Origin of the sequence: Agathobacter ruminis (genome assembly GCF_002735305.1) — a bacterium.
In the GTDB taxonomy this organism is placed as follows: Bacteria; Bacillota; Clostridia; order Lachnospirales; family Lachnospiraceae; genus Roseburia; species Roseburia ruminis.
The window spans coordinates 80,511-96,607 of the sequence record NZ_PDYG01000001.1; the positions used below are offsets into that span (position 1 = coordinate 80,511).

Sequence of the window (16,097 nt, forward strand, 5' to 3'; positions counted from 1 at the left end):
ACTCCTACCAATTAAAATCATCAGCAAATGTTAAATCCATCATTACCGGATGTCTGAATAATTCAAGACCGGTATTGTCATCAGTTACAACCAAGTAGTATTGCTTATCCTTGTCATATTTCTGATTCTTGAAGTTGAATCTCATACGGAATATACGCTTTGCAGAATCAGGTTCTCTGCTGTCAGCCACATATATATTCTCGTTAGAAATTCGCTCATCATCCTCAGACATAAATACCAAACGATAAGTCGTTTCTTTCACCGTATCACTAACTGGTTCTGACTGAATAAAATCCATTCCAGTTATAAGGTTTGTAATCTTCTGAACCATACTTACCAAGCTGATAGATACCGGCTTAGTCTCCATATGGCCGCGCTCCATCTTTATATCAATTACAGGGATAATCATTTCCTGCGGAGATGAACCACCGTGAACGAAATTCTGTCCGCCTCCGGAAACTTTGAATACATTACTACTTGTTGGGAATGAAACAACCTTGTCATCTTCATATCCCAATACATAACCTAGTCCAAGGTTAGAAACGCCATCTTCTGTAATCGGATTCTTTGAAACAATATATCTGCGATTAATCCAAGCGTCTTTACCGCTAACACCACCAATTTTATCGCTCTCAGTCACCTTATCTCTCTTATAGATAAAGCCATGGTCTGATGTAACAACAAATCTATAAGTGTTAGCATTAACAGATATCTTTCTTATCAAATCCGAAATTTCTTTGATTGCTTCTTCGCAAGCAACAAATACTTCGTCCTCTGTATTTGCCTTATCACCTCTGGCATCAATCTGGTTATGATAAACATAAATAACCTGCTTACCTGTGAAGATATTTCTAAGTTCTGTCTTCTTAAGATTCTTGATATCATCAAACTGTATGCAGATACTATCTTTGCTATGTGCCTGTAAAACAGTCTGTCTTCCTACTAAATCATTGCATAATACATCATCTGCATATACTTCATAATCATCTCTCATCTCAAGAGTCTTATGCGGTAACAATGCAGCCATACCAAGTCTCGTATAAGAGGGCAGTGAACTCATCATAGGTGACAGCTTCGCTGTACATCTAGGATCATCTTTCATCTGCTCAAATAGTTCTCGTCCCACTTCATATCTCATCGCATCAGAAATAATTACAACTGTTCTTTCCTTTGATTGATTAACATATCGATTGTAAAAATTTCTCTGTAGCGGAAGTACAATCAGCCCGTCTTCGCCACAAAATGATGTGTTCCATCTCGGAATCAAGTCATTCAGGTATTCATTGGTGTAAATGTTTTCCACTAAAGTCTGTAACTTCTCATAATTGGTTGTATCTTCAAGCTTGTCGTAGTAAAAATAGAATTTTCTATATGCAGTATCGATAAGATAATCTTCTGTCTCATATTTCTTCACGATGCTCTTCATATCATCACTGCCACCATAATTTGCAGCATTGATGATTGTTAAAGCATTCTCTAACATCTCATAAGCATTCTCGTATTTCTCACCGAAATGCATCTTTGAACGCATATCACATATTTGAAGTAAATCCATCTCATCAAGTTTTACTCCAACGTCCTCAGATACAAGGCGCTCAGTAATCCATGCAAGAATAAGTTCATCCACATACGCGAAGGCATCCAGGTGAATAATATCTTCCGTCGCATATTTGGCCAGGTTATCTTCTACCTTAAGCCCCTGGGCTATACGAGCTGACAATCTATCATAATCATCTCTATACAGTACGCTGTTCATAAGATTATCAAGGAAAGCTATTACATTTCCCTGCTTCATTGAAACAAAGCTTCTCCATGATACAGGAACATCGCCTTGAAGGTATCTTGCAGCATAAGACACAAACAGTGTTACTATAAGTCTTTCAAGTGAAGGTTCTGAATCTACGTAACCAAATTGCTGCTCACAAAGCTTCCAAAATGCTCCAAGAAGCTCATACTTATCCATTTCCTCAAGGTACTTGTTATCTTCAATATCACCTTCTGTGATGACAATACGTACTACTTCCTCAAAAGAACAGGTTCTCGTTTTACAAACTGCACTTAAAAGGCCCACACGGATATTCTCTTCATTAAAGTTCTCGATCTCAAGATCATAGAAACGTTGCGTCCTGTCCTTGTTAGCAAAGAACTTAATATGCTTCTCAATTACATGCTTATACTTTTCTTCGATGCCTAAATCCACAGACAGAAGTGAGGCTCTATCCGCAAAGAATCTCTTAGAATACAGCATGGTATCTTCAAGATGATTGTCTTTTACTTCCGGCTTTGGAAATGGAGCATAAATCAGGTAATTTGTTGTAGTATCCTCTCTCTCAAGAAAGTACTTCGTATAGAACTGATTATCTTTCTCAAGTCTATAGACTTTGGCATTCTCCAACTCTACGGAATCCATATCCTCTTCAAATTCTGCCTTGTCATCATACCAAAACACAAGCTTACGTGTTTCTCCTATAAACTCTGTATTAAGTTTATCAATTATCTGTTTTAGATTTAATTCTGCCATTATTACTCCATCCTAACCTTGCTAAACTGCAACATTCTCGCTAAACAATTCCTTTATTCCTTGTCTCACTTTATCATCTGGAACCCCAGCTTTTTTCAATCGTATTGCATACGTAAGCTCTTCTATAGTCTTTGTATCAGTAAGATGTATCGCGTCTAATTTAAAATCCATCTTACTATGTGCAATACCATTACGGATCTCTCCAACTCTTCCGCATATAGCATTTATTATTTCATCCGTATAACCACTGTAGTTATGACTAATAAAAGGTTTTATGATAGCTTCGCAATCATGAATTGCTTTTTCAACATTTTGCGCATAACTATTATCCAGATTTGATACTGTCTTTTTGATACTAGTTGCATACTTTTTGGCATCTCCTGTATGAGACTTTCTATATTCTTCGATTAATTCAACTATCTCTTTTTTTGTAGATATGTATAAATCCGAACGTTCATAGTCCTGGCCATATATATTTCTGAACTCTCTTTCAAATTCTGACATAATCATAATCATTCTTCCTGATGAAAAATGTCTTCTATCTTCAATAGAGTTACAAATATGTGCATATCCCATCTTTCCAAGCTTTATAGCTTTAAAAAGATTGGCTGTTTTGTTCTGAAGTACATCATATTTTATTATTCTATCTGCTGCCTTTTTGTGAGTTTCTTTCTCATTATTTGAAGGAAATACTATTGTGCCTGCAAAATCTCTTTTACCCTCTTTGTTATAAAAGGTTTCAATAGCACTAAAGCTCACATTATTTCTATAAGTAATAAATTTAAAAAAGCATCTAGCATGATAAACAACCGTTGTTATATCATCTACTCCAATTGGCTTTGAAAAAATAAAATACATATAGCTTGCAGCATCAATCGGATTTAACGCTGTATTATAATGCATTGTTGCAAAGGCATCTAACTCAACAGATGTGCTTAGCCCCCTTTTTACCGAATAGCTTCCGCAGTCTCTTTTAGTTTTCTCATCGGTAGTTGAAACCGTCATCTTCTCTATGTAATTGTCTTCGCCAAATTTTACATCATTCCGTAGTGCTATTTGCGGAGGGAAAAAATAATTAACTTCTGGTCCCGATACTCTGATTCCTTCAATCTGATCAAACCCGTACTCTTCTCTGCAATAGTAAAACCAATCTACTTCATAACTTTTAAATCCATGATAATTTGAAGGTGAGTCTTTTACCGAAAAAACTATCCGATAGTGTTCAGAGGTTATACCCTCCAACTTAATGCTTTTTATCCATCCGCCAGACTTCGGCTTGATCAGATTATCAAAAAAGGCAAAGATATCTGCTGCCTCTTCCCATTCTTCTAAGTTAGGTGGATACAGGACTATGGAAAAGTCTTCCTCTATAAACTCAAATGGATAATCTATATCATTATATTTTAAATATCCCAATAGTCTTTCCGGCTTTTTTACAGACACCCTCAATACCTCCTCTAAATCAATGGATGCTTCTTAAAATCCCATGATGTCTCAAAAGAATCCCAATCATCTTTAGAAAGCTGCTTATTCTTAATTGCTAATTCATCTACTTTTTCTTCATCATCACTTTCTAAAACAGGAAATTTCGCTACTTCACCTGATTGAGAATTCAATGTAGGATTAAGCTGTCCAAAAATGTATGAAAAAACATTTGAATTCAAAAGCGCAAGAAAATATGGCCTTTTGTCTCCAAGATCAAATATACAGCAACCTCCATTATCGAAAATAAAACCTTCGTCAAACCATCTAATACTAAACCTACTACTTGTAATTGTTGACCATGTGAGACCTGGTTTAGTAAAGTATTGGTAATTAGCTATTACTGCTGATTTGATTTTTCTGATTGCTTCTGCATCATTATACCAATCAATTAAATAGGCATTATCACCATACCACTTTCTATAGTCTCCACCTTTATTATATGGATACCAAGGTTTTTCCTTACTTTCCTCCTTGTCAATCTTTACCGCTCCTAGATTCATTTTTTGCTCATTTACTTCAAACCAAAGCCTTAAAAACCTATTGTTATCCGATGTCGAGTTGCCCTTACGAGGAGCAACAATACTTCCTAACGCTTTTCCTTTATCATACGCATTTCTAACATTGTCGCTGACCCAATATGCAACTGGTGCTCCTGGTATGATTTGATATTTTTTTTGATGTGTGGTATATCTATAGCCACAATTAGGATTAGCAATGGCATCCAAAGTCCTAGGTCCTTGATTTTCTACTCCAGTAAAATCCGATAATTTAATATAACTACCTAAATCACTCTTGGCGTTCTTGCAATAAGTAAATGCTGCAACAGGCACACAAGCAGCTTCAAATGCGTTATATTCAAGCTGAACTAAAGTAGTAATGCAGCCATGACTATACAACCAGCTTCTCATTTTTTCATACGATGAAATAAACATCCAAACATATGGCATCAACAAGCCAACATGCCCATTTTCACTGCAATAATCCACCGCGCGCCTAAAAAATGCTGAAAACATATCAGTTTTAAAGTCCTCATATTTTTCAGAGACATATTTTTTTAATTTATCTGGCATAAGCGCAGAATTCATATACGGAGGATTTGTAACTACTATTTCATATTTCTGATTGATTATGATTGCAATCTCTACCAATGGTACGAGTTTTTCTAAGGATTTTTTTCCTATTACTTCGACTATTGATACACTATCTTTTTGTAGCACAGACTTTATAGTGTCTTTCAACCCTATCAGTTCTTCATTAGAGTATTCAATATGAATAAGTGAACCATACATTTTGGCGTCAATAAAATTATTTATTATTGATTGTGCCATACTACGATAATTGCTTGGTAATAAGGTTAAACAATCTGTTTCAAAATCATTGCTTTCTACCATAGGAAGAAAATGACATTCGATATCTTCAAAGAAAATTCTTCGATTGTATTGCCTAGCCTTCATCATTACTGCAAAATAAGCCATTTGTGCAGCACGCTCATCTATATCTAACCCGTATAAATTTTTTTCTACGATGCTCCGTGCAGCATCTCGCTGTGTCCATCCAGCGCATTCATATATTTTCATGAATACATCAAATGCATACACCAAAATATGTCCTGATCCCATACAAGGATCAAGAAATCTAATTTCATCTGGTCTTTTAGCTATACCATCTTCGAAATATCCGCCTTCATCATCATTATCAGGAACATAATATTCCCATTCGTGTTTCATTATTTCAGAATTATAAGATTTCCAAAACCTAACAAGACTGTTCTCCACCATGAAGCGAACTATCCAATCTGATGTAAATAGCTGCGTCACGAAAGGAATATCTTTCTTTAAATACTTTTTATGTGCGTTAATCAGATTATCTTTGGGTTCCGAAATATAATACTGATACAACCAGCCAATAATCTCTACTTGACCACCTTTATCAATATTAAAATCATCTTCTTCTATATCATGAACAAGATGATACACAACGCCATCCTGATCTACGAAAGAAACATTCAATAATATCTCAGAATAGTCACTTATATTCTCAAATAAACGCGGCAATAATGGATGCAACATATTACACTGCTTAATAAAAAGTAATTTAAATGCTTCATCAAGCTTATTATCATTCTTTAACTGAATAATATATTGCTTTTCAGCGTCAGAAAAATCCAACTCTGCATCAAAAGGAGTTGTTACCAAATCTGGCTCTAACTTACCAGTCTCTGAAGAAAGAACTCTAACATGTGAAGGTAGATAATCATTAACTTCCATGAAACGCACAGCAATCAGTCGATTAAACCATGTATAGGCAACCTCTTCAATAACGCTGGAATATGCTGTTGCATAATCGGATCCCTTTTCCTTCTGCCTTATAATCTGAACTAGGCCTTTACGCTGTTTAATTTCTTCTCCACGAATCGCATAAGGCTCCGCTGTTCCGATATCATAAAATTCAACATCAGTTGTAGACTGTGGAAGGGCATCTGCTATACCGTCCTTAGTTATTCCCATGAGTCCAGCTTTATAGCTGACATCTGCTATTAACTTATTTCTTGCCCCAATAGCGAAATTTCTGATTGCTGTTTTATTCACGCTTCATACCTCAATAATTAGTTTTTCTTAAAATCCTTAAACTTCTTATCATCCATCATAATAGCTTTGCTATCAGCTAGTACTTCGTAGAGCTTGCCATCAGTTCCAAGCTGTACCTTCTTGTAGTTGTACTTAACACCATCATCAAGATCTAGCTCTGTCCTTGCAAGTGCCAAGTGACCAATCTTTTCATCATAATCACGACACTCTTTAAGCTGCTTTTGAAGCTTTTCCTTGCGCTTTGTTGCAGCACCTACTTCACGGCTGTTTGTGCTATGATCAATCATATCCTGCATGCGTCCAATTTCTGATTCATATACACGCTGCATTCTATGAAGATAATCTACACGCAAATTACCGATTGTATCAGCATTATATCTATGAAGATAAATAAGTGCCTTAAATCCGTTCTGCTTTCCGCTGTCAAATAGCCAATAGATAGGTCTTTTACCTGATCCTGTAACTGAATATGTCTGACAATGATCTTTAAAGAAATCTGAAACAAAATAATTTCTAATAATCTCACGTGAAGAATTTCCTTTGTTTCCAAGAGCCTGTGCAATAAAATCCAAATTCTGCTCTAAGGTATCTTCGCCATATACCTTTTTAAGCCAACCTATAAAAAGTCCAACGATATCATCTTCAAAGTATTCTTCATCAGTGATAGGAAGGATGTTGTCAGCATCAGGAATAAATGTCTTATATTTACTTGCATCCCATTCACCGCCTGCATAAGCAAGACCTTCAACATCTAATGAATAGCGTCCAAACATACAACCTACTGCATATGAGAGAAGACTCTTAATATCACGTTGTAAATCTGCTTTACGAACAGTAACATCCTTATCGTCTACTTCCGGTGTAAGCTCATCCTGTAATCCATAAATATCAATGAAAATACGGTTCAGTTCTTCTTCATTTGCCTTAAGCTGATTGAATCTGCTATCGCACTCAGCTTCCCATTCTTTGTATTTATCTGCTATTAGTCGTCCCATTCTAACTCCTTTTGTTAATGGATTAGTCATATAGTCCCATGATTGTTCAAATTCATCCCAATCACATTTAGATACTTTTACATTATTATCTGATAATGCTATTATCTCATTCCATTTTTTTGAAATATCTCCAATTGGTATTTTTGACATTGCACCAACACTATAGTCTAACGTTGGTGCCAAAAAAGATATAAATTTCTGCGTAACACAACTATTAAGCAACGCTAGGTAAACCATCGTTTCTTCATGAGATTGAAAAAAACATGAAGAGCCTTTTGTATCAAAAACAAAACCATTATCACAATATCTAACTGAAAGCTTACCAGATGCAATGGCTGACCATGTTACAGATTTTTTAAAATAAAACTGCTTAGCTCTAACTGGTGCCCCAGAATAACTTAACGGAATCCCAGCATAATTATGTATATCTAAACCTTTATCACGCCAATTTACAAGTAATTCATTATTACCATACCACCGTCTAAACGAGCCCCCTTTATTGTAAGGAAACCATGTCTTTTTAGAATTCACTGCGTCTTCAGAATCAATCGAATTAGTTTTAGTATTTTCTTTTGATACTTCTTGCCACATACGAACAAACAAATCATTATTATTCGTTTGCAATCCCGCTCTAGGCTCTGCCACTTCGCCAAGTTTTATATTTTTAAATGCCAGCAAATCTTTAAAACTAGCCCAATATGCAAATGGGATTCCAGGTATATACTCAAATTCGTCTATCTTTTTCAAATTGATACACTCATTTGAAAGAAACATTGTTTCCTTTTCCAATGATGTACCTCCGTCAACGAGATTTACAAATTTTGAGATATATTGTTTTTCAATCATTGGCGACATTACAAAGCTTGTTGTCTGTACAACTTCACCACCAATATCATCAAATGCACGTGCACCAAGATGTGCCATGTTAATCACTCTTTGTAAGCAAAGATTTTCACGAAGTTTTTCAAAGCTTTTCAAAAACATCCAAGCATGTTGAGTAATCATTGCATAATATCCAGTTCTTCTTGTTTTTGAGGCACATACCTCGATAAAAACTGAGAACATATCGGTTTTACTATTTGGATATCGTTTTCGAATGTATGTTCCTAGTTTTTTTGATGCTGATGATACAGCCATATATGGAGGATTAGTTATAACCGCTTCATATTTTCTAGCCATTGTTTCACCAATCGAAATTAACACAAACAGTTTTTCCTGAGTATCATCAATTCCTATGGTATCCAAGGACATCTGCCCTTCCACACTATGGCTTCCAGCAAATTTCTTCAAAAGTTCCCAATTATAGTTTTCTACATCAAGAATCGAACCATATTCCTTTGCATCTTTAAATGTATCAAGAAGCCCTGTAATCTGGTTCAATGCATCATTTTTCTCTAGCTCACTTAAGCCGGCTCCAAAGTATTGAAGCTGGTTTCTGTTAATACTATTACTATCCTGGATAGAGTACACATGGCACGGGGTCTCAGCTGACAGTATTCTTCTGTTATACTGCCTTGCCTTCATCATTACTGCAAAATATGCCATCTGATAAGCTCTATCATCAATATCCAGTCCATAAAGGTTATTCTCTAAGATGCTTCTCGCAGCATCCCTCTCCGAATAGCCAGCTGACTCATATATCTGCATAAGCACATCAAATGCATATACTAAGATATGTCCACTACCCATACATGGATCTATGAAATGGATATCTTCTGGATTAAGCTTTGCATATTCCGCATGAATCTCATTAAGTTTATTTTGAACATCTGGCTCTTGTTCTGCTTCTTCAAGATAATACTTCCATCCAGCTTTTAGAGAATCATTTGGATGTCCTTCTACCCAAATTCGACCAAGACTGTTCTCCACCATGTAACGAACAATCCAATCTGGTGTAAAGAGCTGTGTCACTGCAGGAATTTCTTCCTTTGATATCTTTCCATTCTTTGCAAAAGCTTCATTCTTAGGCTCAGTATTATAGTACTGATACATCCAACCAATAATCTCAACCTGACCGCCCATTTCAATATTGAAATCTTCTTCAGGAATATCATTTACAAGATGGTAAACTACACCTTCCTTATCGATAGCAGAAATATTAAGAAGAACTTCAGTATAATCAGAGGTCTTTTCAAAAAGTGCTGGAAGGATTTCATTTAAAGCATTACATTGTTTAATGAAAAGCATTCTGAAACATTCATCAAGCTCATTATCATTTTTGAGTCTGATGATTTCTTGCTTTTCATCATCTGTAAATGGTAATTCTGCATCAAATGGATTTGTAACCAAATCCGGCTCCATCTTGCCGCTTTCAGATGAAAGTACTCTGATGTGAGAAGGTAAATAGTCATTTACCTCCATGAATCTGACCGCTATAAGTCTGTTAAACCATGTGTAAGCAACACCTTCAATGATATATTTGTATGCAGTAGCATAGTCTGTTTCATGAGCCTTCTGATTAATTGCATTTACAAGGCTATCTCTCTGCTTAATAGCTTCACCTGTAATTGCATAAGGCTCAACTGTTCCTATATCAAAGAATTGTGTTTCTCTGGTAGACTGTGGCAATGCATCTTTGATTCCATCAGATGTGATTCCCATAAGTCCAGCACGATACTCTATATCAGCTATTAACTTATTTCTTGCCCATATAGCAAAATTTCTTATAGCAGTTTTATTCATACAATCGCTCCAATCTTAAAACTCAACATTGATGATATCGTTATTGTTAAGCTCATCCATCAATGATTTCTTAAGCTGATCCACGTACTTATCTACGTCTTCTGCTTTTTCAATTCTCCACGAAGAAGTCATTGCAACATTCTTAATAGAAACATTCTTTGTTTTCTTTACCGGCATATCAATGACAGCATCAACTGGAGTAACATAGCTTTCGCCTCCACTCTGCTGTTGCTGAGCTATTTTAGCTGCCTTCTCCGCTGCAAGTTTCGCATCAAGAGCACTCATCTCATCAAGAAGTCTAATCTTTAATGCCCCGGCTTCATCGGCATATGCTCTAAGCCTTGAAACATTATTACAGGTATCAGCGCCCTCCAATATTTCCATAAAGAGCTTAATGTACTCAGGCTTCTTTTCATCTTTATACTCTTTGGTATCTACAACCTCAACAACCCTGTCTCTATCATCCTCGATAGACTGCTTTACTGGAACTGCTGCATCTTCAAGGACCTTTGTATAAGCGTTCATGAACTTATTTCTAAGATCTGGAAGCTTAGGAATCTCTCTATATGGAGAATCCATTTGTACAATAGTTCTCATCTGAGCGACTATATCTTCAAGCACACTGTCAACGATGTATGTCTTACTGTCATCATAAATCTCAAGCATATCCAATGCTCTTGTAAAAATCTGCATCTGCTCTCCATTGAAGAATGCCTTCACAGGCTCATAATCCTCTCCAAAATCTAAAAGATCATCTTGATGTTTATAAACATATTCGTAAAACTCATCTGGGGTAGAAGACAGAGTGATAGCTTGCATGAGTTGCTTTCCCTTATCAATTATTTTTTTACCAGGATAATCATAATGTTTGTAATTAACTTCAATAGTCTGCATGTCAGATAATCGATTCTGAGAATAGCTTTGGAAAGTACTCATACAATATTCTTCATCATCAGACGTAATGTTTACCCCAAAAAGTTCCTTGCATGTTGTTTGTACCGCTTTTTTCTCTTTTTCAGGTCTTCTTGTTTTAACTTCAATAAGAAGCTTTTCTAAATACTGCTTCTTAATAATGTAATCTACAATTTCATCTGCAGACTTATTCATAATACTTATAGAAGAACCATTTACAGTAAAAGAAAGATCACCACGCTTAAAAAGGCGCGCAATAAGCCAATGAACATCATCCTCAACAAATCCATAAGGGGCACTCATGAATCTATCTTTAATGGTCTTCATAGATGTTTTAATATGAATCTGCGTATTACCGGAGATAAAACTAAGGACATCATCAAGTGCGTGCTGGTTAGACTCAGTTCCACCAACCAAATCAAGTTTTAGCAAGTTGCTATCTGCAAACATTTTTCTGATGTTTGTTTCATCATACGCTGCGTCAATATATGGGAGCTTGTGGTAAACTATCTGAACTAATCTACCAATTGCTTCATTGATTCTTTGTGTCACTTCCTTTGATGAAAGATTGGCAATATCACCGTTTACATAGATTGTCGCATCTTTAAGAGCCTCTGTAAGGTAAAGCCTTGCATTGGAATTACGTTCTCTCATCTCTACTCGTTTAGCTTCTTTAATGGTTTCATATTTAGTAAGCTGAGAAGATGTATTAAGGCGAAGAAACTTTTCAATCTTAAGGTACATCATTAGTTCCTCGAGAAAAGCTGAATCATTAGGTAAAAGAACAACAACTTCTGCATTCTGTACAGACATTCCTCGAAGCATTGTATCGTTATTCCCACCATCATACCAAGGCGTCAGAATTCGAAGACCAACAGCAAAGTTTTGATTCGTCTTATATGGTCTATCATCTACATTTTGATTATAAGAAAATGCATAACGCCCATTAAATGCAGGACATCGATATTTTTTATCTGAAATAATGTCTTCAAAAATCATCTCAGATGCTTTGTTGATAACCTCCGCAAGTTCAACATTTTGTGCATCAATTTCACGTCTAATTTCCTGCTCTTCATCTGTAAGAAAAACATAGATACTTCCATTTTTTTGAACAACAGTCTGCTGTATTAATACATTTAACGCATGTTCAACGCGTTCTTTAAGTTCAATACGATCGTTATCGATGTTATCAATCATAAGGCTAGTGATATTCTCAACATTGGCCTCAATCTCAAGAATGTACTTAATCATGAATAAGGTCTTAAGTACATTGATAGCAAATACGTCATCTGTCTTGTTGTCTGGATTAATCTTGCTGTTATCAAAAGCTCTGATAATTACACTTCTATGGCTATGATCCAAGAAGTTCTCCAGAGCATCATAGAATCTGTGGAAAGGTACAATGGCACCTTCTGATTCTTCCATAATCTTCACAGCGGATTCCTTAAAGAGCGCAAGCATAGAACGCTCCCCCTCTGATAAGTGCTTACCGGATGCACCGTGAGTTCTGATTGATGTAAGTACACTGGCAAGAAGATTGAACTGATATGGTACAAACGGATATACACCAGCAAAGTCGTTATCATCAGCGTAAAGCTTCTTCTCTACTACATCATTGAAAACAATGAGGTTTTTAATAATAGTTGCCTTCTGCTCATAAAGAAGTCTCAGTGTCTGAGCACCGGTCTCGTTCTTATCAAGGATTCTCTTCTTGATAACTTCATCAACGTTTGCTGATGAAAGAGCAAGTCTTGTAGCAAAACGTCCCTGAATCTTAGAGAAGTCATTACCCTTTACCTTCATGATGGAATCCACATCCTGCTGGCTGGTAACAACAACCCACGCCTTACCTTTACACTCTTTACTCAGTTCTTCTCTAACTGTCTGCAGATTAAGCATGAGGTTAGAATCATCACCGATATACTGGCCAACTTCATCGACCATGAATACGACATGGCGGTTATCCCCCTTCTTATCGATGTATTCCTTTACACGCTTTGCAAAATCCTCAATGCTAATGCGGTATGTTTCAGATGCTTTTTCACACCAGTTACGTGCTGCAGTCTCACTCATGAAATCAATTTTCACAAGAGCTTCCACTACATCATCTTGAATAAAGTCAAACTTATGTCTTGAAGACTCCCACTCAGAACCGTACTCATCTTCAAATGCTTCCTTGAAGGCATCATACTTTCCTTCATCTGTAAGCTGGCTCTCCAAATCTGCAAGATGCGGAAGGCTTCCACAGAATCCTTGCATCTCGTTGAACACTTTAAGGAATACATTTACGATTGCATCCTTGTTCTGCTTGCTATTGCTATCACTCTTAGAATCAATGTTGAAAAGTACAACATCATTCTTAGTCTGTGCAGCAAGCTTCATATCAGATAAAACCATCGCATCAGATATTTTGTTATCATCAATGAAGTAATCAATAGCATGCTTACCATCTATCTCTTTGTTTGCTAATATGTATGAAAGGATTTTTAAGAAGTGAGATTTACCACTTCCGAAGAAACCGGAGATCCATACACCGATTTCATTAGTATTTCCTGTGATACCCTTTTTATATGCCTCGAAGAAATCTGCAAAGTGTTTTTGAAGTTCTCTTGTAACAACATATTCTTCAAGCTCCTGAGCTACATTTGTTTCCTCGCCCTGGCCTACAATAATAACACCCTGAATCTCACGATCAATTGGCTTTGCAAACATATCCTTAATCCGCATAGTAAATCCTCCTGATTACTTTACTAATTTAAATGCTCGATAATAATTATCGTCTTTTATCTCCCCAAACAGAATTAATTCCTGCTCATTGTATACCCCAGGAAAAAACATAACCACCGGAGCTTTTACAAATGCCTGATGCAAATTGTTAAGTACCTTGTGTGATCTAAGAATAGGGAAGCATTTTCCTACTCCTGTAAGAAATACAACCGCATTGTCTGGCGTATTATCCTTAATGTGCTGCACTATCAGGCTGTCATCGTCATTTATTTTCATTGAATTACTTACAGCTTTTGTTATTCGCTCCAAACCTTTCTTCTTTTCGAATTTATAACACTCTTCCATGAAATCATTTTCCTTAAGGAAGTCTATGATGATGTCATATAAGTCAAAGACCACAAGCTCAAACTCTTCTCCACCTTTGAAATTTCTATTCTGCATATACTTGATACGTTCTCTGACTTCAAGCTCGTGCTCTGGTGGATAGTCAAACACCCAATAATTAACTTCGTTTGCTCTTCCACTGCTCTGCCTAAATGAAGGTTTCTTAATCGTTTCCTCCATTTTGTCCAGGCGTTCTGATAAATCTGCCATTATCTGATACCCTCCATTGCTTTAGCTATCTGGCCATATCCGTAATCATCAAGCCAGTGCTTTAATACTGGATCCAGCACGGGCTTTATTATCTGTCTTTCTAATGCTCTAGAATTATCATCCAGAAGACCTGCCTCGAAAAGCTGCGTCTTGTAACTTCTGGCTAGTCTCTTTACTGTAGCTTCTGTCAATTTCTCAACTTCCTCATGCTGTTCCTGCTTATTCTTAAAATATATATTAAAGTCTGCATCCGTAAGTGTATTACCGCCGATGATAAGTTTTTCTCTTACCACTTCGTAAACAAAGTCAAAGAACAACGTGTCATGCGCAAGTGTACCCGCCAATGCAAAAAGTTTCTGAGTTGAAACATCACTTTCTAGAAACAACTGATAAAAGCTCTCATCCAATGACTTTATTCTCGCCGTTACAGTTGAATAAATCATCTTTGCCCTTGCTGGAGTGCTTGCTCCAAATATATTTTCTTCTTCATTGAGTTTCTTTATTTCATCAAAAGATTTTCCAGATGCAAGCATCTGAACTTCTTTTCTAAATTCCAAGAACCAAAATGAAAACTTAACCGCTCCTGCGCTATATTTATTTCTCTTCACTTATGTTACCTCCATTGTCTGGAATCATTTCCATAATGTCGCCAACATCACAATTGAGGTATTCACAGATTCTTTTTATAACATCCATGGAGACATTCTCATTCTTGCTCATTTTAGCAATTGTATTCGGGCTTGTTTTGACTGCATCAATTAAATCAGTCTTTTTCATCCCCTCATCAATTAATAGTTTCCAAAGTTTGTTATAGCTAACTTTCATCTTTTCATCCTCTTTAGATATCATTTTAGCAACATAATTATTCTATCATAAAGGCTTAACATGAGGAATAAAAAAAGTATAGGAAATTATATTATATTTACTATTATTTTCAATATACTAAATTAAAGCGCTTCAATAAAAAGAAGTGTAATTTTTTCTTTTCTTTTTTACTTAAACTTTTACTCCAATCATTGTCCTATAATGCGGACCTTACAATCTGATTTAAAGTCTTAGTGGATCCGAAAAAAAAGAGCCGTCACCTTGCGATAACAGCTCTCTGTAGCGTTCAATATTCTAAAATATTCTTCCCATTTCAATTCTCATATTACAATCTTCCGGTCCATGATTAGAATAAGCATATCGATCAAATCCGATTATCTGAAACCCATATTTCTTATAAAAAGAAATTGCTTTAGAATTGTAACTTTGCGTCTCTAGCACTGCCATTCTGGCACCGCTTTTCTTTGCCTCTTCGATAATGATATCTAAAAGCTTACCGCCAATGCCTTTTCCGCGTGCATCCGAATCGAAAACGCAGATATTCGTAATTCGATATCTGTTATTCCATTCTTCTAAAAAGCCCTCGACAAAACCAATAAGTTTCCCATTTGAATCAAAAGCGCCATATGCTACAGGATGATCCAACCATTCCGATAACATATCGTCTTCTAGCTCCTTCACGAGCGGTTCTTTTACCTTTACCCATTTTATTTCAAGTCTCGCTCGCGAGACTTGGCGCGAGATTTGCGTCAGCGTAGCTGACATATT

At 36.2% G+C, this 16,097-nt stretch carries 9 protein-coding genes; all 9 read right to left on the bottom strand.

Annotation, left to right across the window (positions count from 1 at the left end; genetic code table 11):
* Nucleotides 1-4: 4 nt before the first annotated feature.
* Entirely contained in the window at nucleotides 5-2,521 is a 2,517-nt protein-coding gene (gene pglZ / locus CSX02_RS00480) for a BREX-1 system phosphatase PglZ type A (protein ID WP_099385218.1), read from the bottom strand.
* A gap of 21 nt (nucleotides 2,522-2,542) precedes the next feature.
* Nucleotides 2,543-3,964 (bottom strand): hypothetical protein, encoded by a 1,422-nt coding sequence (locus CSX02_RS00485; protein WP_099385219.1) that lies wholly within the window; start codon nucleotides 3,962-3,964, stop codon nucleotides 2,543-2,545.
* Between the two features lie 14 nt (nucleotides 3,965-3,978).
* The gene (gene pglX, locus CSX02_RS00490) at nucleotides 3,979-6,594 is read right to left on the bottom strand and encodes a BREX-1 system adenine-specific DNA-methyltransferase PglX (protein WP_099385220.1); all 2,616 of its coding nucleotides are present in this window, start codon (nucleotides 6,592-6,594) and stop codon (nucleotides 3,979-3,981) included.
* Between the two features lie 17 nt (nucleotides 6,595-6,611).
* Nucleotides 6,612-10,271, bottom strand: coding sequence for a BREX-1 system adenine-specific DNA-methyltransferase PglX (pglX, locus tag CSX02_RS00495; RefSeq protein ID WP_099385221.1), 3,660 nt, complete (start codon nucleotides 10,269-10,271; stop codon nucleotides 6,612-6,614).
* Nucleotides 10,272-10,286: 15 nt separating this feature from the next.
* Nucleotides 10,287-13,910: a BREX system P-loop protein BrxC gene (gene brxC / locus CSX02_RS00500; RefSeq protein WP_099385222.1), complete on the bottom strand. Its 3,624-nt coding sequence runs from the start codon at nucleotides 13,908-13,910 to the stop codon at nucleotides 10,287-10,289.
* Nucleotides 13,911-13,925: 15 nt separating this feature from the next.
* Nucleotides 13,926-14,504: a DUF1788 domain-containing protein gene (locus tag CSX02_RS00505; RefSeq protein WP_099385223.1), complete on the bottom strand. Its 579-nt coding sequence runs from the start codon at nucleotides 14,502-14,504 to the stop codon at nucleotides 13,926-13,928.
* Nucleotides 14,504-15,112 carry a DUF1819 family protein gene (locus tag CSX02_RS00510; RefSeq protein ID WP_099385224.1) on the bottom strand — a complete coding sequence of 203 codons (609 nt, stop codon included), beginning with the start codon at nucleotides 15,110-15,112 and terminating at the stop codon, nucleotides 14,504-14,506. The genes CSX02_RS00505 and CSX02_RS00510 overlap by 1 nt, the downstream gene beginning before the upstream one ends.
* Nucleotides 15,099-15,329 carry a helix-turn-helix domain-containing protein gene (locus CSX02_RS00515; protein ID WP_099385225.1) on the bottom strand — a complete coding sequence of 77 codons (231 nt, stop codon included), beginning with the start codon at nucleotides 15,327-15,329 and terminating at the stop codon, nucleotides 15,099-15,101. Before CSX02_RS00515 ends, CSX02_RS00510 begins: the two co-directional genes overlap by 14 nt.
* A gap of 294 nt (nucleotides 15,330-15,623) precedes the next feature.
* A partial coding sequence (locus tag CSX02_RS00520; protein ID WP_143248107.1) for a GNAT family N-acetyltransferase occupies nucleotides 15,624-16,097 on the bottom strand: 474 nt, incomplete at its 5' end.